The organism is Streptomyces sp. NPDC102279, from assembly GCF_044766365.1.
In the GTDB taxonomy this organism is placed as follows: domain Bacteria; phylum Actinomycetota; class Actinomycetes; order Streptomycetales; family Streptomycetaceae; genus Streptomyces.
Map to the genome: position 1 here is coordinate 415627 of NZ_JBIWLU010000010.1, position 23940 is coordinate 439566.

Sequence of the window (23940 nt, forward strand, 5' to 3'; positions counted from 1 at the left end):
CCCGCGGGGCGGGTGGCGCACGGCTTGTGGCCTTGGCGCGTGGACCGTCGGGTGCGGCTCGTGGCGCACGGCCCGTCGTCCCGAGGCGTCAGTACGTGTTCGCCCGGATCGTCGACCAGAAGTGGTCGACGATCCGGTCCAGGTAGTCCCGGCCGGACTCGCCGGAGTCGGCCGCGGCAGGCCCCGAGCTCCAGCTGAGCGTGGCGACCATCTGCCCCTGGTAGTCGGTGTGCAGCTCCTGCAGTGTGTCCTCCAGGAGCTGCCGGTCCAGGGGCACGGTCTTGGCGACCGGTCGCACGTAGGCCTGCCAGCGCGTGGTGACCGCGCTGCGCAGCAGGTCGGCGAGTCTGCCGTCGCGGCCCGTCACGGTGACGAAGTCGGGCAGCGACAGTTCGAGCGCGTCGGCGAGCGCGGTCGACTGGCGTTCCGTACCGCGCCAGGTGCCGGAGTCCTCCATCCGCTGGTAGGCGAGGAGTTCGAGTCCGACGGCCCGCGCGACATCCTCCTGGGCGAGGTCGCGGGCGACGCGGTGTTCGCGCAACGTGCGCGGGGCGCCGATGAGTTCGCCCGGTGAGCACCACAACACCCCTGCGAGGGCGGTGAGTTCCGGGCTGCTCGGTGCCATGGTGCCGCGTTCCCACGCGGTGATGAGATCGGGCGTCGCGTACGGCAGCCCGTAGGAGGCTCGCAGTCCGTAGGCGACGTGTTCGGGCCCCATGCCGAGCGCCGCCCGCAGTCTGCGGGCGGCGAGGGCGTTGAAGGGCGGGGTGGGCTGTTGGGTCTGCGGTCGGTGCACGCGCACAAGGTATGGGCCCCGGACGGCGCTGACTACGGTCTGTTCGGCCACAATCACGGATCGTAGGAACCTACGGTTCCGGCCGCGGTGTCTCGTGCGGGCGGTCCGACGAGCGTCATCCCTTCACGGCGCCGCCGAGCGCGAACCCCCCGCCCAGTCGCCGGGCCACCAGGACGTACAGCAGGATCACGGGCGTCGAGTAGATGACGGAGAACGCCGCGAGCTGCCCGTAGACCACCGTGCCCCGGTTGCCGAAGAACTCGTTGATGCTCACCGACGCCGGCATCTGGTCCGGGGTGAGCAGCAGCATGAACGGGACGAAGAAGTTCCCCCACATCATCACGAACGAGAAGACCGTCACCACCGCCACCCCCGGGCCCATCAGGGGCAGCACGATCCGGATCAGGGACTGCAGGGAGGACGCCCCGTCCGTCCAGGCCGCCTCCTCCAGTTCCTTCGGGACGCCGTCCATGAAGTTCTTCATCAGCCAGATGGCGAACGGCAGTTGGGAGGCGGCGAAGAAGAAGATCGTGCCCTGCATGGTGTCGATGAGGTTCACCTGCACGAACAGCGCGTACACCGGCACCATGATCGCCGTGACCGGCAGGCTCGTCGCGAACAGGACGGTCAGCAGGAAGGGCCGGTTCAGCCGGGACCGGAAGCGGGACAGCGGGTAGGCGGCGAGCGCCGCGCACACCACCGTCAGAAGGGTGCCGCCGCCGCACAGGATCAGGCTGTTCAGCAGGGGCGTGAAGGTGATGTCCGGCGTCATGACGGCGTCGAAGTTCGACAGCGTCACCCCGTCCGGCATCTTCACCCGGAGGTCGGCGTGCGCGTCCAGCGACGACAGGACCACCCACGCGAGCGGCAGCGCGAACGCGGCAGCCACCACCAGGAGTCCGGCGTCCGCCGCCAGCCGCCGGGCCGACCGGCGGGACCTCGGCCTCGCGCCGCGTGTCAGGACGGCCATCTCACACCTCCGTCCGCAGCAGCCGCATGTACACGAGCGAGAACAGCGAGCCCACCACCAGGAGCAGCAGGGCGACCGCCGTCCCGTACCCGATCATGCTGTTCTGGAAGGCCTGTTCGTACATGAACAGGGGAAGGGTCTGGCTGCGGTCGCCGGGCCCGCCCCGCGTCATCACCCAGATCAGTCCGAACACCGAGAGCGTCTGCAGGGTGTTGAGCATCAGGTTGGTGCCGATCGAGCGGCGGATCATGGGCAGCGTGATGTGCCACATCCGCCGCCAGCCGCCCGCGCCGTCCACCTCCGCGGCCTCCGTGATCTCCTTCGGGATCTCGTTCAGGGCCGCCGAGTAGACCAGCATCGAGAAGGCCGTTCCCCGCCACACGTTCGCGAACGACACCGCGAGGATCGGCAGCGTGAACATCCAGTTCTGGGACGGGAGATGGAGCCAGTCCAGGATGGCGTTCAGGGTCCCCTCGCGGCGGAAGAAGGCGTAGAGCAGGAAGCCCGCGACCACCTCGGGCAGCACCCAGGCGGTGATGACGATCGCCCCGACCAGCGTGCGCACCGGTTTCGAGGCCCGCTGCATCAACGCGGCGAGCGCGAGGCCCAGCGTGTTCTGCCCGACCAGCGCCGACAGCACCGTGAACACCAGCGTCAGCCATACGGCGTTGAGGAACGCGTCGTCCCGGAAAGCCTCCCGGAAGTTGTCGAACCCGACGAACGAGGAGTGTGCCTGACCCGTCAACTGCAGGTCCGTGAAGGCGATGTACGCGCAGTAGGCGATCGGACCGGCGAGGAAGAGGAGCAGCAGGACGACCGCGGGGGTGAGGGGCAGGGCCCGGGTGGCGGAGCGGAGGAGGCCTCCCCGGCGGGGGGAGGCGACCTTCGTGGCCGGCGGGCGGAGCGGGGGGAGCGCCGCCTTCGTCGTGACGCTCACTTGCGGGTCACCTGATCGTCGGTGGCCGACTTCAGCTCCTCGTCGTAGGTGCTCGCCGCCTTGTCGACGGAGCTGTCCCCGGTCGTCACACTCTCCATCGCCTCCTGGATGGCGGTCGACACCTTCGGGTACGCCGGGTAGGCGGGCCGGTAGTGCGTGCTCGCGACGAGGTCCGTGAAGAACTTGATGCCGGGCTGCGCCTGTGTGTACGCCGGGTCGGCGGCGACGTCCTCGCGGACCGCGATGCCGGAGTTGGCGATGTACCACTTCTGGGCGTTCGCCTTCGTCTGCATCGTCTTGATGAACTTGAAGGCCAGATCCGGGTTGCCGGCCTTGGCGGGGATCGACCAGGTCCAGCCGCCGGACATGCTGACCTTGCCGGGAGCCTGGCCGTGCTGGGTGGGCATGTGGGCGAGGCCGAGCTTCTGCGACCACTCGGGCCACTCGTGCCCGGAGCCCTTCAGCCAGTCCTGCGGGAGCCAGCTGCCGTCGAGGTCGATACCGAGCTTGCCGCCCGGCAGCAGGTCGCCGCGGACGCTCGTGGCGAAGTTCGGGTCGAGGGCGTCGGTGACGTCGGGGCCGAGCTTCTCCTTGTACACCGTCTCCACGAACGTCAGCGCGTCCTTGAAGGCCTGGCTGCCGGCGACCCACTTCTTCGACGACGTGTCGTACAGCGGGTCCGCCGTGCCGTCGCCGGTCCCGTAGAGCAGCATCTCGAAGCCCTGCATGGTGGCCGCCTCACCTGCGGGTTTGCCGGTGTAGACGTTCAACGGGGTGACGTCGGGGACCTTCTTCTTGATGGTGCGGGCGGCGGTGAGGACGTCGTCCCAGGTCTTCGGCTGCCAGTCGGCGGGCAGGCCCGCCTTGGCGAAGACGCCCTTGTCGAACCAGAGGCCGCGGGTGTCCGTCCCGTCCGGGACGCCGTACGTCTTCCCGTCCTGCGCCTTGGCCGCCGCCTTCGCGGTGTCGATGAACCGGCCCCAGTCGGACCACTTGTCCAGGTAGGGGTCGAGAGGCTTCAAGTACCCGCTGGTGATGTCCGAGTTGATGAGGAAGGTGTCCTCGTAGACCAGGTCGGGGGCCGTCTTGGGCGACCTCAGCATCTGCTGGAGCTTCGTGTAGTACTCGGAGTCCGGGGCCTTGATGGGGACGAGTTCGACCTTCTTCCCCGGGTTCGCCTTCTCGAACTGCTTCTTCATCTCGCCCAGGTAGGTGTCCATCACCCGGACCGAGTTGTCCGTGGACTGCTTGTACGACACCTTCACGGTGTCCGGATCGCTTCCCGATCCCGACCCGCACGCGGTGAGGGTCGTCGCGGCGAGGAGCGTGGCGAGAAGTACGGGAGCGGCGGTGGGGCGCACGGGTACGACCTCCTACTGGCCTACGTCATTGAGGGCCGAGTTGTCTGCCGGTGAACGTAAGGGGGCACCGGATCGGGGGTCAATGGCCGTGCAACAGCCCAAGTCACCAACATGACAACGTTGTTGTCCGCCGAGAGCCGTCCCGGGCTCCGGCCGGGCCCGGGCCGGGGCCCGGAGCTCCCCGATGATCACTGCCGGCGTGGTGTCCCCCTGAGACTCATGTCCCACTGCGTCTCATGTCCCAATGGGACATTTTCGGGTGTACGGTCGACGGCATGGGAGACATCGAGGCAACGGAGCCGAAGGCGACCCCGGGCGGCACGTCCGGCCGCGCGGACGTCGAGGACCGGCGGCAGCGCAAGGCCCGCCGGACCCGCGACACGCTCGCCACGGCGGCGATCGAGCTGATCCTCGACCAGGGGCTGGAGAACGTGACCGTCTCCGCCGTGGCCGACCGGGCCGACGTCACCCGCCGCACCTTCAGCCGCCACTTCGTCGGCAAGGAGGACGCGGCCCTCGACTTCGTCCGCGGCGACGGCGACCGCATCAACGCCTGCCTGCGCGCACGTCCCGCCGCCGAGCCGCCGCTCGTCGCCTACCGTCGCGCCGTCGCCGACTGGCTCGCCGACGAGACGGACCCGGCCCGGCACCTGCGCCCCGACATGCGCCGCCTGTTCGCCCTGGTGGACACCGAACCCGCGCTCTTCGCCGCCTACGAGCGCATCCGGGTCGACGCCCAGGAGGAGTCGATCCGCATCATCGCCGCCCGGCTCGGCACCGACGAGGTACGGGACCTGCGCCCGGCCGTCGTCGTCGACGCCGCCGCCGGTGTCCTCACCGCCGCGCTGCGCGCCTGGGCGCGCGACGCCACGGCCCCCACGGACTCGGCCGCCGCCGACCTGGCCTCCCTGGTGGAGCAGGCCTACGACGCGCTGATGGGAGAGGCCGCGCTGGCCGCCTCCCACGCCACCCACCCCGGATCAGGAAAGTGATCAGCACCATGAGCACCACCCCCTCCACCCCCGCCGCCCTCACCGACGCCGCCACCGAGTTCTCCGGCCGCACCGCCCTCGTCACCGGCGCCGCCTCCGGCATCGGCCTCGCCACCGCCCGCCGGCTCGGCCTCGGCGGCGCCGCCGTCGTCATCGCCGACCACAACGAGGAAGGCGCCGAGAAGGCCGCCGCCGAACTGCGCGCCGAGGGGATCAAGGCCGCCGCCGTCGCCGTCGACGTCACCCGGCCCGCGTCGGTCGAGGCCGCCGTCGCCTTCGCCGTCGACACCTTCGGCGGACTCCACCTCGCCGTGAACAACGCCGGCGTGGGCGGCCCGGTCGTCCCGACCGGCGCGTACGACATCGACGCGTACGCCCGCGTCGTCCGCACCAACCTCGACGGCGTCTTCTACTCGCTGCGCTACGAGATCCCGGCCCTCCAGGCGGCCGGCGGCGGCGCCGTCGTGAACGTCTCCTCCATCCTCGGCTCGGTCGGTTCCGCCGGATCCTCCGCGTACGTCGCCGCCAAGCACGGTGTGGTCGGACTGACGCAGACGGCCGCCGCCGAGTACGCGTCCTCGGGCATCCGGATCAACGCGGTCGGCCCCGGCTTCATCGAGACGCCGCTGCTCCAGGGCATGGACCGGGCCCAGTACGACGGCCTCGTCGGACTCCACCCGGCCGGACGGCTCGGCCGCCCCGAGGAGGTCGCCGAGCTGATCGTCTTCCTGCTGTCCGAGCGCGCCTCCTTCGTCCACGGCAGCTACCACCTGGTCGACGGCGCCTACACCGCCGTCTGAGCCGCACCCCAGCCGTTCGAGAGGAGTAGAAACGACATGAAGGCACTCCAGTACCGCACCATCGGCGCCGCCCCCGAGGTGGTCACCGTCCCCGATCCCGAACCAGGCCCGGGACAGGTCCTGTTGAAGGTCACCGCCGCCGGTGTCTGTCACTCGGACATCGCGGTCATGAGCTGGCCCGCCGAGAGCTTCCCGTACGCCCTGCCGCTGACCCTCGGACACGAGGGCGCCGGCACGGTCGCCGCACTCGGTGACGGCGTGAGCGGGGTCGCGGTGGGCGACGAGGTCGCCGTGTACGGCCCGTGGGGCTGCGGCATCTGCGCCAAGTGCGCGGAGGGCAAGGAGAACTACTGCCTGCGCGCCGACGAGCTGGGCATCCGCCCGCCGGGACTCGGCGCCCCCGGCGCGATGGCCGAGTACCTCCTCGTCGACGACGCCCGTCACCTCGTCCCCACCGACGGCCTCGACCCGGTCGCGGCCGTGCCGCTCACCGACGCCGGCCTCACCCCGTACCACGCGATCAAGCGGTCCCTGCCGAAGCTGACGCCCGGCTCGACCGCCGTGGTCATCGGCACCGGCGGCCTCGGGCACGTCGCCATCCAGCTGCTGCGCGCGATGACGTCCGCCCGGGTGATCGCCCTCGACGTCAGCGAGGACAAGCTCGCGCTCGCCCGCACGGTGGGCGCGCACGAGGCCGTGCTCTCCGACGCCGGAGCGGCCGCGAAGGTCCGCGAACTCACCGGCGGTCTCGGCGCCCAGGCCGTGTTCGACTTCGTCGGCGCCGAGCCGACCGTCCGCACCGCCGGGGCCGTCGCCGCCGTCGAGGGCGACATCAGCATCGTCGGCATCGGCGGCGGCGCCCTGCCCGTCGGGTTCGGCTCGCTGCCCTTCGAGGTGTCCGTCACCGCGCCCTACTGGGGCTCCCGCGGCGAGCTGATCGAGGTCCTCGACCTCGCCCGCGCCGGCGCCGTCTCCGTCCACACCGAGACGTACTCGCTCGACGAGGCGCCCCTCGCGTACGAGCGCCTGCACGCCGGAAAGATCAACGGCCGCGCCGTGATCCTGCCGAACGGCTGACGGCCTCCCCGGTCTGCGGGGTCCGCCCGTCGAACAGGCCCTGGCCGTTCAGCCCTTCACCCACCGGTACTGCAACTCCGGCCGCCCCACCGTCCCGTACTGCGGGGCGCGGGCGGCCCGGCCCGCCTCCACCAGGTGTTCCAGGTAGCGGCGGGCCGTGATCCGGGAGATGCCGACGGCCTCGGCGACCTTGGCCGCCGTCAGACCGTCGGCACAGTCCCGGAGAGTGACGGTCACGCGCTCCAGAGTCGGCGCGCTCAGCCCCTTGGGCAGCGCGGCCGGACCCGGCGCCCGCAGGGTCGCCAGCGCCCGGTCCACCTCGTCCTGGCCGCTCGCCTCACCGGCCGCGGCCCGGAACTCGGCGTACCGGACGAGGCGGTCGCGCAGGGTCGCGAAGGTGAACGGCTTCAGCACGTACTGCACGACCCCGAGCGACACGCCCTCCCGCACGACCGCCAGGTCGCGCGCGGACGTCACCGCTATCACGTCGGCGTGGTACCCGGCGGCCCGCAGCGAACGGGCGAGCTGGAGCCCGTGCACGTCCGGCAGATGCAGGTCGAGCAGCAGCAGATCCACCGGAGTACGGTCCAGCGCGCGGCGCGCCTCGGCCCCCGTGCGCGCCTTGCCCACCGCGGTGAACCCGGGCACCCGCCCCACGTACATGACATGCGCGTCGGCGGCGACGGGATCGTCCTCGACCACGAGCACCCGAATCGGATCGGTCATACGTCGCCTCCGTGCAGAGCGGACCGCGTCGGCCGCTCGGGGTGAACGAACTGGTGCGGCACGGCTCCGGAGCCCTGTCCCTGCTCCTGGTCCGGCCCGGGCGGCCGCCCCGACGCCGAGCCGGCTCCCGGGCCCGGCTCCGGCGCCGTGCCCGAGGCCGAGTGCCGGTCCGTTTCCATGGCCGCGGCCGGAAGCGGGAGGCGGGCCTCGAACTGCGCTCCGCCGCCCGGTGCTTCCCGGACCGTGAGGGTGCCCGCGTGGCGCAGGACCGTCTGGCGGACCAGGGCCAGGCCGAGACCGCGGCCCGCGGGGCCCGCCGGTTTCGTCGACCAGCCGCGCTGGAAGACCTGCTCGGCGTGGGCCGGGTCCACCCCCGACCCGGTGTCGGCGACCCGCAGGACGAGCACGGCGTCGTCCGTGAACGCCGTCACCGTGACCCGGGCGCGGGTCGTGCCCTGCGCGGCGTCCATCGCGTTGTCGATCAGGTTGCCGAGGACGGTGACCAGGTCGCGGGCGGAGAGCGAGGCCGGGAGCAGCCCGTCGTCGATGCCGCTGTCCTCGGAGACCACCAGCTCCACGCCGCGCTCGTTCGCCTGTGCCGCCTTGCCCAGCAGCAGCGCGGCGAGGACGGGTTCACTGACCGCGGAGATCACCTCGTCGGTCAGGGTCTGCGCCAGCTCCAGCTCCGCGGTGGCGAAGTCGACGGCCTCCTCGGCGCGGCCCAGCTCGATCAGCGAGACCATCGTGTGCAGCCGGTTCGCCGCCTCGTGCGCCTGTGAGCGCAGCGCCTGAGTGAAACCCCGCTCCGAGTCCAACTCGCCCGTCAGCGCCTGCAGTTCGGTCACGTCGCGCAGGGTGACCACGGTGCCCCGGCGTTCTCCGCCGGTCACCGGCGAGGTGTTCACCACGAGGACCCGCGCGTCCGTCAGATGGACCTCGTCCACGCGGGACTCCGCCGACAGCAGCGCGCCGGTGAGCGGCGCAGGCAGCCCGAGGTCGGCGACCGAGTGGCCGACCACCTCGTCCGTGACGCCGAGCAGTTCCCGGCCGCCGTCGTTCATCAGCGCCACCCGGAACTGCCCGTCCAGCATGAGCAGCCCCTCGCGCACCGCGTGCAGCGCGGCCTGGTGGTAGTCGTGCATGCGGCTCAGCTCGCCCGCGTTCATGCCGTGGGTGGAGCGGCGCAGCCGGGCGTTGATGACGTACGTGCCGATGCCGCCGAGCAGCAGCGCGCCCGCCGCGACCCCGATGAGCGCCGCGACCTGGTCCTGGACGCGCTTGGTGATCGCCTCGACCTTGATTCCCGCGCTGACCAGGCCGATGGTCCCGCCGCCGACCCGGATCGGGGTGACGGCGCGGACGGAGGGGCCGAGGCTGCCCGTGTACGTCTCCGTGAAGGACCGGCCGGCGAGGGCCGGACCGATGTGCCCGAGGAAGTGCCGGCCTATCTGGGTCTCGTCGGGATGCGTCCAGCGGATGCCGCGCGGGTCCATGATCGTGACGAAGTCGACCTCGGTGTCCCGCTGCACCTGGAGGGCGTACGGCTGGAGCCGCTCCGTCGGGTGGGCGGTGCCGATGGCCTGGTGGACCGACGGGGCGTCCGCGACGGAGCGGGCGACCGCCATCGCCTGCCGGCCCGCGGCCTCCTCGGCCTGGCTGCGGTCGCTGACGTAGGTGAACAGCGCGTACCCGGCGACGAGGACCGCGATCAGCACGGCCTGCATGCCGAAGAGCTGGCCGGCGAGGCTGCGGGGTCGCGGGACGCGGGGAAGGCGCATGCCGTTCAGTGTGCCTTCCCCGGACGGGTGCTCCACCGGGCAGGCCCCGTGCGGTCCGCGCGGCGGGAAATCGACCGGTGGTGCGGCGTGAACTCAATGAACGGAAGGGTGACCGCCCTCACACGCCGGGAGATAGTCCCCTCATCCCCCCGGGAGCCCATGCCTCCCGGACCCCGGACGTGAGCCGCACGCCGGGTACCGCCGGACGTGAGCCGCACGCCGGATGATGCCGATGACGTCGTCAAGGAGGGCAGCCGTGGCCAGCACATCGCAGACGGCACCTGCCGCACCCGCCGCCAAGCGGGACCGCACGCACTATCTGTACCTCGCCGTGATCGGCGCCGTGATCCTCGGCATCGCCGTGGGCCTGATCGCCCCCGACTTCGCGGTCGAGCTCAAGCCCATCGGCACCGGCTTCGTGAACCTGATCAAGATGATGATCTCGCCGATCATCTTCTGCACGATCGTGCTGGGCATCGGTTCGGTGCGCAAGGCCGCCAAGGTCGGCGCCGTCGGCGGGATAGCCCTCGGCTACTTCCTGGTGATGTCGCTGGTCGCGCTCGCCATCGGCCTGGTCGTCGGCAACATCCTGGACCCGGGCAGCAGCCTCGCGATGACCGACGCGGTCAAGGAAGCGGGCCAGGGCCAGGTGTCGGCGGAGGCGCTGCCGCCGGTCGACTTCGTGCTCTCGATCATCCCGACCACCATGGTCTCGGCGTTCACCGAGGGCCAGGTCCTGCAGACCCTGCTCGTCGCGCTCCTCACCGGCTTCGCCCTGCAGGCGATGGGGTCGGCCGGGCAGCCCGTCCTGCGCGGCATCGAGCACATCCAGCGGCTCGTCTTCCGCATCCTCGCGATGGTCATGTGGGCGGCCCCGCTCGGCGCGTTCGGCGCCATCGCCGCCGTCACCGGGTCCGCGGGCGTCGACGCGCTGAAGAGCCTCGCCGTGCTGATGCTCGGCTTCTACGCCACCTGCTTCCTCTTCGTGTTCGTCGTGCTCGGCGCGGTGCTGCGCGTGGTGACGGGCCTGAACATCCTCACCTTCCTGAAGTACCTGGGCCGGGAGTTCCTGCTCATCCTGTCCACGTCCTCCTCCGAGTCCGCCCTGCCGCGGCTCATCGCGAAGATGGAGCACCTGGGCGTCGGCAAGTCGGTCGTCGGCATCACCGTCCCGACCGGCTACTCCTTCAACCTCGACGGCACGATGATCTACATGACCATGGCGTCGCTGTACATCGCCGACGCGATGGGCACGCCGATGTCGATCGGGGAGCAGATTCCGCTGCTGCTCTTCCTCCTCGTCGCCTCCAAGGGCGCCGCGGGCGTCAGCGGCGCGGGCCTCGCCACGCTGGCCGGCGGCCTCCAGTCGCACAAGCCCGCCCTGGTGGACGGGGTCGGCCTGATCGTCGGTATCGACCGCTTCATGAGCGAGGCGCGCGCGCTGACCAACTTCGCCGGCAACGCCGTGGCGACGGTCCTGATCGGCACCTGGACGAACGAGATCGACAAGGAGCGGGTGGCCGAGGTACTCGCCGGGCGACTGCCCTTCGACGAGAAGACCCTGCTCGACGAGTCCGGCACGGCCGGTGCCGCCGACGCTCCGGACGTACCGGAGCAGGGCGGCGAGAAGGAACTGGCCAAGGCGTAGAGCACCCCACCGGACCGGCGCACGCCGGACCTCGGGAGCCGACAGCACCACCCCCGGACCGGCGCACACCGGTCCACCAGGACGCCGGCCGGCCGGGCCGCACCCCCCCCGCGGGCCCGGCCGTCCGGTTCCCGGCCGGGTGACGGACGGGACGGGACCCCTGACCCCGGCCCGTCAGTCGCTCAGCCTCGCCACCAGCTCGGTGGCGCGTGAGGCGGGTACGCCCGCCGCGGCCAGCATGGTGACCGTGGCGGAGCGGCCCGCCTCCTGTGCTGCCAGCAGCCCGTCGTTCACCGCCTCCATGAGGGCGAACAGGGTCTGCTCGTGCACGTACGCCAGCGCGTGCGGCGGCAGCGGCGACATGAACACGCCCTGCTCCAGGCCGCGTCGGAGGATCTCCGCGCAGGCCTCGCGGACCGGCGTGAGCCGCTCGCGGATGCCCTGCATGGTGACGCTGCGCTGGGCGAGCGCGACGAGCAGCCGGTAGCGGTCGGCGATCTCCCAGACGGCGAGCGTCGAGCGGGCCAGGGACTCCGCCGGGTCCGCGACGCCCTCGCGGCCCGCCGCGTGCGCCGCGGCCACGGCCGCCACCGCCTCGTCGGTCAGCGTGCCGACCAGCGCCTCCCGGCTGGGGAAGTGCCCGTACACCGTGCGCCGTACGACGCCCGCCGCCCGGGCGATCTGGTCCATGGACGCGTCGGGGTCGCGCAGCAGCTCGGCCAGCGCGACATCCAGGATGCGGCGGCGGTTCACATCGGCGCGGCTCGGGTTACCCGTGGTCATGGCTGCCATTCTGCCCGGCTCCCGGGCGCCCTCACGTCGTGCGGTCGGCATGGCCCCACCTCCTGATTTGCACAGCACTGTGCAACCTCGTACATTGCACATGGTTGTGTAATTGCACGCCACTGTGCAAGTCCCGGCGCGGGCCGATCCCCGCTCCGGACGACGGAGGAGGGCGACCGTGGCCACGCGTCTCGTCATGAACGAACCGGTCGAGAGGATGGACCGGCCCTACGCACGGCGGTGGTGGGCGCTGCTCGTGCTCTGCCTGAGCCTGCTGATCATCGTGATGGCGAACACCGCCCTCACCGTCGCGGCCCCGGACATGACCCAGGACCTGGGCCTGTCCAGCGCCGACCTGCAATGGGTCATCGACGGCTACACGGTGCCCTACGCCGCGCTGATGCTGCTGCTCGGCGCGATCGGCGACAAGTGCAGCCGCCGCGGCGCGCTCATCCTCGGGCTCGTCGTCTTCGGCGGCGGCGCGGTCGCCGGATCGCTCGTCGACAGTTCCACGGGCGTCATCGCCGCCCGCGCCGTGATGGGTGTCGGCGCCGCGCTGATCATGCCCGCGACGCTCTCCCTGCTCGCCGCCACCTTCCCGCGCGCCGAGCGGGCCAAGGCGATCGTCCTGTGGACCGCCACCGCCGGCCTCGCCATCGCCGCCGGCCCCCTGGTCGCGGGCGCCCTCCTGGAGCACCACGGCTGGTCGTCGACGTTCCTCATCAACGTGCCGGTCGCCGTCCTCGCCATCGTCGGCGCCCTCGTCCTCGTCCCGCCGTCCCGGGCCGCGCACCGGCACCGCATCGACTACGTGGGCGGTCTGCTCTCCGTGGTCTGGATCGGCTCCCTGGTCTACATGATCATCGAGGGGCCGCACTTCGGCTGGGGCGTGAAGGCCGTGTCCGCCGCCGTGGTCGCCGGCGCGGGCCTGCTCCTGTTCGTCCTGTGGGAGCTGCGCCACCCGCGCCCGGTCGTCGACGTACGGCGCTTCACGCAGCGCCGCTTCGCGGGCTCGAACCTCGCCGTCGCCCTCTTCTTCCTCGCCGTCTTCGGCGCCTTCTACTACCTCACCCAGCACCTCCAGTTCGTCCTCGGCTACGACGCCCTGGACACCGGCGTACGGATGCTGCCGCTGGCCGGAGCCGTCTTCGTGGGCTCGGCGCTCACCGGGTACCTCACCCCGCGCGTCGGCATGAGGATCACGGTCACCGCCGGCATGGTCGGCGGGACGGCGGCCCTCGCGCTCCTCACCCGGGTCGACGCCGCCTCGTCGTACGGCGACTTCGTGCTGCCGCTCGTCATCCTCGGCCTCGCCATCGGGCTCGCCCTGTCGCCCTGCACGGACGCCATCATGGGCGCGTTCCCCGAGGCCGAACTGGGCGTCGGCGGCGCGGTCAACGACACCTCGCTGGAACTCGGCGGCTCGCTCGGCATCGCGATCCTCGGTTCGGTGCTGGCGGGCTCGTACTCCTCGCACCTCACCGACGCGACGGCGGGCAGCAAGCTGCCGGCGGACGCCCTGTCCACCGCCCAGGACTCGGTGGGCGCCGGGTACGCCGTCGCCCAGGGCATCGGCGACAAGGCCCGTCAGCTCGGCGAGCAGGCGGCGCAGACGACGGACGCCGGGCAGGCCGCCCAGCTGAAGGCGCAGGCCGGTCAACTCGCGGACGGAGCACGGCAGATGACCGACGCGGTCGGCTCGTCCTTCTCGGACGCGGTGGCGCACACCAGCCTCGTCGGCGCACTGGTCCTCGGCGTCGGCACGGTGCTGGTCGCCGTGCTGCTGCCCCGCAAGGGTCACCCGGGGACCGACGCGGAGTCACTGGAGCACTCCGACGCCGGGACGGACACGGAGGCCGGCGCGGACTCCGAAGCCGGGACGGACACGGAGGCCGGCGCGGACGCCGAAGCCGAAGCCGGCCACGGAGTCGACGTCGCCGAGTCGGCGCAGGAGGCCGCCTCGGCGGGGAACGCCGGCCGCTGATCCCGCCGCCCCGGAACCGCCGCCCGCCCGGCGCCGTCTCGTACACCGTGCACCAGGGTGTGTCGGGCGTCGCCGGGCAGGCGAGACTTTGCGGACACACCCTGGAATGCCGTGCCGGACGGACCGGTACGGCACGGCACGTTCTGCGGAGGACAGCGAGCATGAAGATCGACTGGGACCGGCGTACCTGTGCACGGCGCGGGCATGTGACGTACGCGCCCGACGAAGGGGTGCTGCGGGAGCGGCTGCGGGCCGAGACGGGACTCGGCGAGGCCTGGCGCTGTCTGCGCTGCGGCGACTTCGCGCTCGGCGACCCGCACGGCTCGGGCCCCGCGGACGAGGCGCCGCTCGTGCCGCGCGGCAAGGTGCTGCGCGACCTGTTCATCCTGCGCTTCCTGGCCATCGAGCGGGCCGTTCGCGGCGTGTTCATCGTGCTGGTGGCCGCCGCGGTGTGGAGGTTCAGCAACAGCCAGGACGCGGTGCGTCGGCTCTTCGACGAGTACCTGGACGTCTTCCGGCCCGTCTTCCGGCACTTCCACTACGACCTCGACCACTCGCCCGTGGTCGGCACGATCCAGAAGACGTTCGGCTACAAGCACTCCACGCTGCTGCTGGTGGCGGTCCTGCTGGTGGCGTACGCCCTGATCGAGATCGTCGAGGCGGTCGGCCTCTGGTACGCCAGGCGCTGGGCGGAGTACCTCACGGTCGTCGCCACCGCCGCGTTCCTCCCGCTGGAGATCTACGAACTCACCGAGCACATCAGCTGGCTGAAGATCGCCACCCTGGTCCTGAACATCCTCGCCGTGCTCTACATCGCCCTGGCCAAGCGACTGTTCGGCCTGCGCGGCGGCCACCGGGCCTTCGAGGCGGAGCGGCAGAGCGCATCGCTCCTGGAGGTCGAGGAGTCGGCCGGCGTCATGGTGTGACCTCCCGGCCCCGAGGACCCTCACGCCGACTGGTCACCGCGCGCCTCCGCGGCAGGTCAGTCGCCCTTCCCGAGGGTCTCCGCGACGGCCCGCGGGAGCCACTCCCGTGCGTCGCCGAAGGCGAAACCGAGCCTCGTCGCACGGGAGTTGTCCATGCCGTAGGAACGGCTGAAGGAGAAGGGGGAGACCTCGCCCGCCTCCACGGCCCGCAGAAGCGTCCGGCCCTCGGGGAGGTGCGCGGCGATCGCGTCGCACAACTCCCGTGTGGTCAGCGGCCCGTGGGAGGCGGCGTTGACCGGGCCGGTGAAATTCTCACCGACGGCCCAGAACAGGAAGTCGGCGATCTCCTCGACATGGATGTAGGTCGCCGGGCGGTTGACGGGCGGCACGGCGATCGCCTCGCCGGTGCGGACGCGCTCGGCGTAGTGCTCCAGGCGGCCGGTGAAGTCGTCGTCCCCTCCGAGGACATGGGCGACGCGCACGGCCACATGGGGAAAGACCGGGTCGGCGGCGAACACGGCCTCGGCCTGCCGCTTGCCCTCGCCGTAGTGCGCGTCGAGGAACTCCGGGTCGTCCCAGGGGAGGTCGGGATCGACGGCGACCGTGCGGGGATCGACGGCGCCCTCGGCCACCGGGGCCGCCGCGTCCTCGTACTCGTACACCTCGACGGTGGACGTCATCACGTACCGACGGGTGCGCCCCGCGAAGACCCGGCGGGCGATCTCCGCCTGCCGCGGTGTGTAACAGACCTGGTCCACGACGACGTCGAACGTCCGTGACCCCAGGGCCTTCTCCAGGGAGTCCTCGTCATTGCGGTCGGCGATCAGATGGACCGTCCCGGCGGGCGGTGCCGACGAGCCGCGATTGACGACGGTGACCCGGTCTCCCGCGGCCGTCAACCGGTCGATGAGGCGCTTTCCGAAATACCGGTTCCCGCCGATGACGCAGATCTCCCGCATGTCGCCCTCCCGCATTCCCGTTCCACTGTCCACCCAGTACCGAGTACCGAGTACCGCTCGGCCACGGCCGAGCGGCCCGTGGTCATAATTCTCTCGTTGCAGGGGGAATGCCTGAAGGGGGAGACATGGGAGATCCGGCCGTCACACCGAAGGAACCACGGCATACGCGCGCCGCCGCCACCGGAACGTCGGTGGGCTTCGACGCGCTGGACCGGCAGATCCTGGAACTGCTCCAGCGTGACGGCCGCATCAAGCTCAGCGAGCTGGGCCGCCGCGTCCGGCTGAGCCCGGCGGCGGTCGCCGAGCGGGTGCGCAGACTGGAGAGCGCGGGTGCGGTCACCGGCTACGGCGCCCATGTGTCCGCACCCCGTCTCGGCTACGGCATCCAGGCCTTCATCCGCGTCAATCCGCACGGCGGCTACACGCTCGGACATCCGCGGACCCTGGAACTGCTGGCCAGGCCCGAGATCATCGAGGCCCACCACGTCGTCGGCGAGGACTGCTGGATCCTGAAGGTCGCCGTCGAGGACACGATCCATCTGGAGGGCGTCCTGGAACAGGCCTCCGCGCTGGGGCGGACGACGACGTCGATCGTCCTGTCGTCCCCGGTGGACCGGAAACCGTTGCTGCCGCCCGTCGCCCGCTGACATTCGGCGTGGCACCGCCCTCCGGCGCTTGCCTTGACGTCGGCGTCAAGGATTACCGTCGGGGCATGCGAATCGGCGAGCTGGCGGCGCGGGCCGGGACGACCACACGGACCCTGCGCTACTACGAGTCGCGGGGGCTGCTGCCCGCGCGGCGCGGCGAGAACGGGTACCGGACGTACGGCGAGGACGACCTGAAGCTGCTCCGGCAGATCAGGACGCTCCAGGACTTCGGGTTCGACCTGGAGGAGACACGGCCCTTCGTGGAGTGCCTGCGGGCCGGGCACCCCGAGGGCGACGCGTGCCCCGCCTCCCTGGAGGTCTACCGCCGCAAGCTCGGCGAGCTCGACGCACTGATCGACGAACTGCGGTCGGTGCGCGCACAGGTCGGCGAGCAGCTGACGCGGGCCGAGCGGGCCCGTGACGAGCTGGCGGCCGACGCGCTGGTTCCGGGCGGTCCGGAACCCGTATGCGAGCTGGGAGGGCGGACACGATGATCAGAGCGGCAGGCGTGACCGAGGTGACGGACGCGGACTTCGCGGCGGAGGTGATCGGGGCGGATCTGCCCGTCCTGGTGGAGTTCACCGCCGACTGGTGTCCACCGTGCCGGCAGATGGGCCCGGTACTGAGCCAGCTGGCCTTCGAGGAGGGTGACCGGTTCCGCGTCGTCCAGTTGGACGTGGACACCAATCCGGAGACGACACTCGCCTACGGAGTGCTCTCGATGCCGACGTTCATGGTTTTCCGTGACGGGGAACCGGTGAAGTCGATGGTGGGCGCCCGCGCGAAGCGGCGACTGCTCCAAGAGGTGTCCGACGCGCTCTGATCCCGTCGGCACATCCCACCCGGAACACAGAAAATCCCCTGGGCAATTGCGCCCGGGGGATTCTTTTGCGTATATTCAATGCTTTGCGACTTCAGAACATCGAGTCACAAAGAAGTGCACGATGCAGAGTATATCCGGGCGGGAGCGGAATTGTCAAACAAGGGCTCACACACAGAATTCCCCGATGATGAACTGCGGCATGAGCAGGAATTCATCGACGGGCTGTACGCACGCGTGGACGCCCTGCGCGGTGTCACCGAGGCCTCCGTGGAGGACGCCCTCGCCCAGGGCAACACGCCCATGCAGGCCCGACTCGAACGGGACGTCCTGGTCGCCGAGCGCTCGGGGCTGCTCGCCGCGCTGAACGCCGTGGACGGCTCGCTCTGCTTCGGCCGGATCGACCTGTCCCCGGAACAGGGCGCGTCCACCCCCGCGGTCAGCCACCACATCGGCCGCATCGGCATCCGCGCCGACGACACCGAGCACACCCCGATCCTCATCGACTGGCGGGCCCCGGTCGCCCGCCCCTTCTACCTGGCCACCGGCCACACCCCCATGGGCCTGCGCCGCCGCCGGCACATCACCACCGACGGGCGGCACGTCACCGACCTGCACGACGAGATCCTCGACCTCGGAGACCGCGAGCGCACCGGCCACGAGGACCCGACCGGCGACGCCGTGCTGCTCGCCGCGCTCAACTCGGCCCGCACCGGCCGGATGAGCGACATCGTGCAGACCATCCAGGCCGAACAGGACCGGATCATCCGCGCCCCGCACCGGGGCGTCATGGTCGTCGAGGGCGGCCCCGGCACCGGCAAGACGGCCGTCGCCCTGCACCGCGCCGCCTACCTGCTCTACGAGCACCGCGAACTGCTCGCCAAGCGGGCGGTCCTCATCGTCGGCCCCAACCCCGCCTTCCTCGGCTACATCGGCGAGGTGCTGCCCTCGCTCGGCGAGACCGGCGTCCTGCTCTCGACCGTCGGCGAACTCTTCCCCGGTGTGCACGCGACCGCCGCCGACACCCCCGAGGCGGCCGCCGTGAAGGGCCGTGCCGGGATGGCCGAGGTCCTCGCCCGGGCGGTCCAGGACCGCCAGGGGCTCCCGGACCCCGTGATCGCCATCGAACACGACCGGGACATCCTGATGCTCGACGCGGGTCTCGTCCAGGTCGCCCGGGACCGCACCCGCGCCGCGGAGCTGCCGCACAACGTGGCCCGCGAGCACTTCGAGGGGCACATCCTCAACACCCTCACCGACATGCTCGCCGAACGCATCGGCACGGACCCCTTCGACGGCTCCAACCTGCTCGACCCGAGCGACATCACCCAGATCCGCGAGGAACTCGCCGAGAACCCCGAAGTGTGGTCGGCCATCGACCAGTTGTGGCCGCGGCTGACCCCGCAGCGGCTGGTCGCCGACCTGCTGGCCGACCCGCGCGGCCACGTCACGGACGAGGACGCGGCGGTGATCCGCCGCCCGGTCACCGGACCCGACGACTGGACCGGCGCGGACGTCCCCCTCCTCGACGAGGCCGCCGAACTGCTCGGTGAGGACGACCGGATCACCCGGGCCCTCGCCGACGAGGAGCGGCGCACCCAGATCGCGTACGCCCAGGGCGTGCTGGACGTCTCCTACGCCTCCCGGACGTACGAGTTCGAGGACAAGGAGGAGGAGGACTCCGAGGTCCTGTCCGCGCACAACATCATCGACGCCGAGCGGATGGCCGAACGGCACGAGGAGGACGACCACCGCAGCGCCGCGGAACGGGCCGCCGCCGACCGGACCTGGGCCTTCGGACACATCATCGTCGACGAGGCGCAGGAACTGTCGCCGATGGCGTGGCGGCTGCTGATGCGGCGCACCCCCGCCCGCTCGATGACCCTGGTGGGCGACCCCGCGCAGACCGCGGAGGCGGCGGGCGTGGGCTCCTGGGAGGAGATCCTCTCCCCGTACGTCGGGGACCGCTGGGAGCACACCCGCCTGGGCGTCAACTACCGCACGCCGTCCGAGATCATGGACGTCGCCGCCGGTGTACTGCGGTCGGAGCGCCCCGGTTTCGAACCGCCCCGTTCCGTCCGCTCCACCGGAGTGCGTCCCTGGGCCCGCGACGCCGGGGACGACGTGCCCGGTGCCGTGGCCAAGGCGGTCGGCGAGCTGACCCCGGCCGAGGGGCGGCTCGCGGTGATCGCGCCGCGCACCCTGCACACCGCGCTCGCCGCCCGGCTGGACGGGGTCACCGCGGGCGAGGAGCCTGACCTGACCCGCGCGGTGGTCCTCCTCGACCCCCGGCAGGCCAAGGGCCTGGAGTTCGACTCCGTGCTGGTGGTCGACCCCGCGTCGTACGGCACGAGCGACCTGTACGTGGCGCTGACCCGGGCCACCCAGTCCCTGGGCATCCTGCACACGGGCGAGCTGCCCGTGTCGCTCCGGGACGCCGGACTGGAGTGACGGCCGGTCGCACCCGGCCCGCACGACGCGTCCCCCGGCGGTCCCACCGCCGGGGGACGCGCCGCGTCGGTCAGGCCGGCCGCAGCCACACCGTCGAGAGCGGCGGCAGTGTCAGCTGGATGCTGGCCGGACGGCCGTGCCAGGCCGTGGGCTCCGGCTTGACCGGGTGCGAGGTGGTGACGTCGCTGCCGCCGTAGCGCAGGGCGTCGGTGTTGAGGACCTCGTGCCAGGCCGGGATGTCCTCGGGGACGCCGAGACGGTAGTTGTGGCGGACGGCGGGGGAGAAGTGCGAGACGGCGAGGAGCGGGGTGCCGTCGGCGGCGTGACGCAGGAACGCGAAGACGTTGTCGTCGGCGGAGTCACCGGTGACCCAGGCGAACCCGGAGGGGTCGGTGTCCCGCTCCCACAGCGCCGGATCGTGCCGGTAGACCGTGTTGAGGTCCCGGACCAGGTCGCGCACACCGCGGTGGTCTGCCTCGGCGCCGTACGCCGGATCGAGAAGCCACCAGTCGGGCCCGTGCGCCTCGGACCACTCCGCTCCCTGGGCGAACTCCTGTCCCATGAAGAGGAGTTGCTTGCCGGGGTGGGCCCACATGAAGGCGAGGTAGGCGCGCAGGGTGGCGCGCTGCTGCCACCAGTCGCCGGGCATCTTGGAGACGAGCGAGCGTTTGCCGTGGACGACCTCGTCGTGGGAGATCGGCAGCACGTAGTTCTCGCTGTACGCGTACACCATCGAGAACGTCATCTCGTTGTGGTGGTACTTCCGGTGGACCGGCTCGTGGGCCACGTAGTCCAGCGAGTCGTGCATCCACCCCATGTTCCACTTCAGCCCGAAGCCCAGCCCGCCGAAGCCGCCGGGACCGGTGTGATGGGTGGCCCGCGTGACACCGTCCCAGGCCGTCGACTCCTCGGCGACGGTGACGACACCCGGGTTGCGGCGGTAGACCGTCGCGTTCATCTCCTGGAGGAACGCCACCGCGTCCAGGTTCTCCCGGCCGCCGTGTTCGTTGGGGCTCCACTGGCCGGGTTCGCGGGAGTAGTCGAGGTAGAGCATGGAGGCGACCGCGTCGACGCGCAGGCCGTCGATGTGGAACTCCTCGCACCAGTAGGTGGCGTTGGCGACGAGGAAGTTGCGGACCTCGCGGCGGCCGTAGTCGAACTCCAGGGTGCCCCAGTCGGGGTGGTCGGCGCGCTGCGGGTCGGCGTGCTCGTACAGCGGGCGTCCGTCGAAGGCGGCCAGCGCCCAGTCGTCGCGCGGGAAGTGGGCCGGAACCCAGTCCATCAGGACGCCGATACCGGCCTGGTGGAGGGCGTCGACGAGGTACTTGAAGTCGTCCGGGGTGCCCAGGCGCGCGGTCGGCGCGTAGAAGCCCGTGACCTGATAGCCCCACGAACCGCCGAAGGGGTGCTCGGCTATGGGCATCAGCTCGACGTGCGTGAAGCCCAGGTCCGTCACGTAGGCGGGGAGCTGGTCCGCCAGCTGGCGGTAGGTCAACCCCGGTCGCCAGGACGGAAGATGCACCTCGTAGACGGAGAGCGGCGCCTCGTGGGCGGGCCGTTCGGCCCTCTTCTCCAGCCATCGAGCGTCCTGCCAGACGTGGTGCGACGCGTGCACGACCGAGGAGGTCTTGGGCGGCTCCTCGGTACGGCGGGCCATCGGGTCGGCGCGCAGCGTGTGGGAACCGTCGGGGCGCGTGATGTCGAACTTGTACAGCTCGCCCTCACCGACCCCGGGCACGAACAGCTCCCACACCCCGGTGGATCCGAGCGAGCGCATCGGATGCCCCGTGCCGTCCCAGAAGTTGAAGGCGCCGGCGACCCGGACCCCCTGTGCGTTCGGGGCCCACACCGTGAACCGTGTTCCGGCGACGCCCTGTTGCTCCATCGGCTCCGCGCCGAGCGCCTTCCACAGTTCCTCGTGCCGGCCCTCGCCTATCAGGTGCAGGTCCAGCTCGCCGAGCGACGGAAGGAACCGGTACGCGTCCTCGGCCTCCACCACCGTGTCCTCGTACGTCACGAGCAGCCGGTAGGCCTCCGGGACCGCGCGCAGCGGCAGCAGTCCGGAGAAGAACCCGCCGCCGTCGTCCTGGAGTTCGGCCCTCAGGTCCGTGGTGACGACGGTGACGCCGAGCGCGTACGGGCGGAAGACCCGGAAGGCGATGCCGCCCGGCAACCGGTGGGCCCCCAGCACCCCGTGCGGATTGTGGTGCGTGCCGCTCAGCAGCCGCTCACGGTCGGCCGCGTCGACCCCGGCGAAGACGGGAGCCGCCTCCGTGGAGTCGGAGCCGGAGTCGAGGCCGTCCACCGGGAGACCGGAACCGCTGTCCGCCCGGCCGGGTCCGGCGTCGGGGGAGTCCGAACCGCCGTCCGGCAGGCCGGCACCGCTCTCGGTGAGTGCGGACTCCGGGATCCTCGCCATGGCGCTCACGCCCTTCTTGGAGCCCTTCTTGGCGGAGCCCTTCTTGCCGGTGCCGGTCTTCCCGGACACCGCTTTCTCGGCCGCCGTCTTGTTCCCGGCATCCGGCTTCTTCGAGCCGTACTTCTTCGGACTGTCGTCGGACGGGGGGCGGGGCGTCACGGGCAGGGCCTCCTCGGGAGGGTGAACGGAGTCACGGCACAGGGGGTGTTCAGGACGACGCGGCGAGCCGCCGCACCGCCGCCAGCGGAACCGGCAGCCAGTCCGGGCGGTGCCGGGCCTCGTACACGACCTCGTACACCGCCTTGTCCGTCTCGAAGGCGCGCAGCAGGACGGGGTCCGTGCGCGGGTCGAGTCCGGAGACCTCGGCGTACCCGGCGCAGTACGCGGCCCGGCAGGCGTCGGCCCAGCCGGACGCCGACGGCTCGGAGGAGTCCTCCGCCCGCGGGGAGCCGGTGGCCGGGGGCACCGAGTGGGCCGCGTAGTCGAAGGAGCGCAGCATGCCCGCGATGTCGCGGGCCGGGGGCTGCGGCATCCGGCGTTCGGCGAGCGGCTTGGACGGTTCGCCCTCGAAGTCGATGAGGGACCACTCCCCGTCGGGCGAGCGCAGGCACTGGCCGAGATGCAGATCGCCGTGGATGCGCTGCGCGGTCCAGGTACGGCCCTCGGCGGACAGGTCCGCCAGCGCCTCGAACGCGGTGCGCAGGCCGGGCGCGTAGGGCCGCAGGGCCGGGACCGCCTGTGCGGCGGCCTCCAGGCGCTCGGTCATCGTGTCGACGAGCGGCGCCATCTGGTGGTGGCCCAGGGTCACCGTGGGCAACGCCCGGGCGAGCGACGTGTGGACCTCGGCGGTGGCCCGGCCCAGGGCCCGTGCCTCGGCGGTGAAGTCCTCGCTCTTGGCCAGCTCGCGCAGCGCCAGCTCCCAGCCGTCCGCCGCGCCCTGCACGAAGGGCTGGAGGACACCGAGCACGTACGTCTCGGCGTCCAGGTCGGCGAGCATCCAGGCCGCGGGCGCCGGGACCCGTGCGCAGCCCTCGCGGGCCAGTGCCAGCGGGAGTTCCAGGTCCGGGTTGACCCCGGGCACGATCCGGCGCAGCAGCTTCAGGATGAACGTATCTCCGTACACGATCGAGGAGTTGGACTGTTCCGCCGTGACCAGGCGCGGAACGAGGTCCTCACGTATCTCCTGGCGCAGGTCGCGTTCGAAGCGCAGGTCGCCGACGCGGGCCCCGGTGCGCAGGGCCTCCAGGAGGACACCGGCGGGGCGCGGGTCGTACAGCGCCTCGTACACCGTGCGGCCGGCCAGCGGCCCGTCCCCCAGGTGCCCGATCAGCGCGGGCGCCAGATGCGGCGGCAGTACGTCGCGCACACCGATGAGCAGTTGGTAGCAGTCCCCGGGCTGGGGGGACGCGCCGTGCGCCGCGGTGAGCGGCTGATGCGCGCGCACGAGCAGATGGATCAGGCCCAACTGGGCGGTGGGCGGCAGCAGTTCCACCGCGGCCACCAGCGAGAATCCGGTCACCGGACGCCCCTTGCCCGCGAACCAGCGCTGCCGCGGCAGCCATTCCCGCAGCAGTGGATCGAGCGACGCGAGCAACTCGGGGCGTGCGAGCGGGGCCGGGGCGGAGTGGGTTACGGCTTCCGACATGGGCGTCGCGTCCTTTCCCCAGTGCCCGGGTTCCCGGATACCGGGCGAGTCGGGGGTGTTCCTGATGGGTGCCCCGGGCGGGGCGGTGGAAACCGCCCCGCCCGCAGCTTCTAGACCGCGTCCGTCCGCAGCCGGAACCAGTAGAAGCCGTGTCCGGCGAGGGTCAGCAGGTACGGCAGTTCGCCGATGGCCGGGAAGCGGACGCCGCCGATGAGTTCGAC

At 71.6% G+C, this 23940-nt stretch carries 21 protein-coding genes; 10 read left to right on the forward strand and 11 right to left on the reverse strand.

The genetic code is table 11. The features are described 5' to 3' along the window. Positions 1 to 88: 88 nt before the first annotated feature. The 4 genes from ACIRQH_RS27070 to ACIRQH_RS27085 form a co-directional block, all read right to left on the reverse strand. Positions 89 to 802, reverse strand: coding sequence for a helix-turn-helix domain-containing protein (locus tag ACIRQH_RS27070; protein WP_388867063.1), 714 nt, complete (start codon positions 800 to 802; stop codon positions 89 to 91). A 109-nt stretch (positions 803 to 911) separates the two neighbouring features. Next, complete coding sequence (locus ACIRQH_RS27075; RefSeq protein ID WP_388866521.1) at positions 912 to 1766, reverse strand: carbohydrate ABC transporter permease; 855 nt, start codon at positions 1764 to 1766, stop codon at positions 912 to 914. Between the two features lies 1 nt (position 1767). Next, positions 1768 to 2601: a sugar ABC transporter permease gene (locus ACIRQH_RS27080; RefSeq protein ID WP_358819443.1), complete on the reverse strand. Its 834-nt coding sequence runs from the start codon at positions 2599 to 2601 to the stop codon at positions 1768 to 1770. Between the two features lie 98 nt (positions 2602 to 2699). Next, entirely contained in the window at positions 2700 to 4064 is a 1365-nt protein-coding gene (locus tag ACIRQH_RS27085; protein ID WP_404227183.1) for an extracellular solute-binding protein, read from the reverse strand. Positions 4065 to 4339: 275 nt separating this feature from the next. Between ACIRQH_RS27085 and ACIRQH_RS27090 the strand changes: the two genes are divergently transcribed. Genes ACIRQH_RS27090 through ACIRQH_RS27100 form a run of 3 tightly spaced genes read left to right on the forward strand, consistent with a single transcriptional unit; the run spans position 4340 to position 6933 of the window. Then, a complete protein-coding gene (locus tag ACIRQH_RS27090; RefSeq protein ID WP_388866516.1) occupies positions 4340 to 5056 on the forward strand; it encodes a TetR/AcrR family transcriptional regulator in 717 nt (238 codons plus the stop codon). Positions 5057 to 5064: 8 nt separating this feature from the next. Continuing rightward, entirely contained in the window at positions 5065 to 5856 is a 792-nt protein-coding gene (locus ACIRQH_RS27095; protein WP_404227187.1) for an SDR family NAD(P)-dependent oxidoreductase, read from the forward strand. 36 nt (positions 5857 to 5892) lie between these two features. Then, on the forward strand, positions 5893 to 6933 hold the full coding sequence (locus tag ACIRQH_RS27100; protein WP_358819381.1) for an NAD(P)-dependent alcohol dehydrogenase: 1041 nt from the start codon (positions 5893 to 5895) through the stop codon (positions 6931 to 6933). 48 nt (positions 6934 to 6981) lie between these two features. Here the strand turns inward: ACIRQH_RS27100 and ACIRQH_RS27105 are convergent, their stop codons facing one another. Then, entirely contained in the window at positions 6982 to 7659 is a 678-nt protein-coding gene (locus tag ACIRQH_RS27105; RefSeq protein ID WP_358819380.1) for a response regulator, read from the reverse strand. Continuing rightward, on the reverse strand, positions 7656 to 9437 hold the full coding sequence (locus ACIRQH_RS27110) for an ATP-binding protein (protein WP_388866511.1): 1782 nt from the start codon (positions 9435 to 9437) through the stop codon (positions 7656 to 7658). The genes ACIRQH_RS27105 and ACIRQH_RS27110 overlap by 4 nt, the downstream gene beginning before the upstream one ends. Positions 9438 to 9669: 232 nt before the next feature. Here ACIRQH_RS27110 and ACIRQH_RS27115 point away from each other — a divergent pair, with 232 nt between their 5' ends. Further along, positions 9670 to 11085, forward strand: a complete 1416-nt coding sequence (locus tag ACIRQH_RS27115) for a cation:dicarboxylate symporter family transporter (RefSeq protein ID WP_404227190.1) — start codon at positions 9670 to 9672, stop codon at positions 11083 to 11085. A gap of 174 nt (positions 11086 to 11259) precedes the next feature. Here ACIRQH_RS27115 and ACIRQH_RS27120 read toward each other — a convergent pair whose 3' ends face one another. Continuing rightward, positions 11260 to 11877 carry a TetR/AcrR family transcriptional regulator gene (locus ACIRQH_RS27120; RefSeq protein ID WP_404227218.1) on the reverse strand — a complete coding sequence of 206 codons (618 nt, stop codon included), beginning with the start codon at positions 11875 to 11877 and terminating at the stop codon, positions 11260 to 11262. 187 nt (positions 11878 to 12064) lie between these two features. Here ACIRQH_RS27120 and ACIRQH_RS27125 point away from each other — a divergent pair, with 187 nt between their 5' ends. Both ACIRQH_RS27125 and ACIRQH_RS27130 read left to right on the forward strand, forming a co-directional pair. Next, the gene (locus ACIRQH_RS27125) at positions 12065 to 13852 is read left to right on the forward strand and encodes an MFS transporter (protein ID WP_404227221.1); all 1788 of its coding nucleotides are present in this window, start codon (positions 12065 to 12067) and stop codon (positions 13850 to 13852) included. A gap of 161 nt (positions 13853 to 14013) precedes the next feature. Further along, positions 14014 to 14778 (forward strand): DUF2127 domain-containing protein, encoded by a 765-nt coding sequence (locus tag ACIRQH_RS27130; protein ID WP_355875579.1) that lies wholly within the window; start codon positions 14014 to 14016, stop codon positions 14776 to 14778. A gap of 56 nt (positions 14779 to 14834) precedes the next feature. Here ACIRQH_RS27130 and ACIRQH_RS27135 read toward each other — a convergent pair whose 3' ends face one another. Continuing rightward, entirely contained in the window at positions 14835 to 15737 is a 903-nt protein-coding gene (locus ACIRQH_RS27135; RefSeq protein ID WP_388866506.1) for an NAD-dependent epimerase/dehydratase family protein, read from the reverse strand. A gap of 125 nt (positions 15738 to 15862) precedes the next feature. Here ACIRQH_RS27135 and ACIRQH_RS27140 point away from each other — a divergent pair, with 125 nt between their 5' ends. From ACIRQH_RS27140 to ACIRQH_RS27155, 4 genes are all read left to right on the forward strand, one after another. Then, entirely contained in the window at positions 15863 to 16384 is a 522-nt protein-coding gene (locus tag ACIRQH_RS27140) for an Lrp/AsnC family transcriptional regulator (RefSeq protein ID WP_388866504.1), read from the forward strand. A 65-nt stretch (positions 16385 to 16449) separates the two neighbouring features. Then, positions 16450 to 16878, forward strand: a complete 429-nt coding sequence (locus ACIRQH_RS27145) for a MerR family transcriptional regulator (RefSeq protein WP_358819373.1) — start codon at positions 16450 to 16452, stop codon at positions 16876 to 16878. Beyond that, positions 16875 to 17207 (forward strand): thioredoxin domain-containing protein, encoded by a 333-nt coding sequence (locus ACIRQH_RS27150; protein WP_358819372.1) that lies wholly within the window; start codon positions 16875 to 16877, stop codon positions 17205 to 17207. Before ACIRQH_RS27145 ends, ACIRQH_RS27150 begins: the two co-directional genes overlap by 4 nt. A 192-nt stretch (positions 17208 to 17399) precedes the next feature. Continuing rightward, on the forward strand, positions 17400 to 19655 hold the full coding sequence (locus ACIRQH_RS27155; RefSeq protein WP_388867055.1) for a HelD family protein: 2256 nt from the start codon (positions 17400 to 17402) through the stop codon (positions 19653 to 19655). Between the two features lie 70 nt (positions 19656 to 19725). On the opposite strand, the gene glgB is transcribed toward ACIRQH_RS27155, so the two are convergent. The 3 genes from glgB to ACIRQH_RS27170 all read right to left on the reverse strand — a co-directional run. Continuing rightward, positions 19726 to 22233, reverse strand: coding sequence for a 1,4-alpha-glucan branching enzyme (gene glgB / locus ACIRQH_RS27160; RefSeq protein ID WP_404227195.1), 2508 nt, complete (start codon positions 22231 to 22233; stop codon positions 19726 to 19728). Between the two features lie 49 nt (positions 22234 to 22282). Further along, on the reverse strand, positions 22283 to 23719 hold the full coding sequence (locus ACIRQH_RS27165) for a maltokinase N-terminal cap-like domain-containing protein (RefSeq protein ID WP_358819370.1): 1437 nt from the start codon (positions 23717 to 23719) through the stop codon (positions 22283 to 22285). A gap of 110 nt (positions 23720 to 23829) precedes the next feature. Further along, on the reverse strand, positions 23830 to 23940 hold a 111-nt coding region (locus ACIRQH_RS27170), incomplete at its 5' end, for an alpha-glucosidase C-terminal domain-containing protein (RefSeq protein ID WP_355875933.1).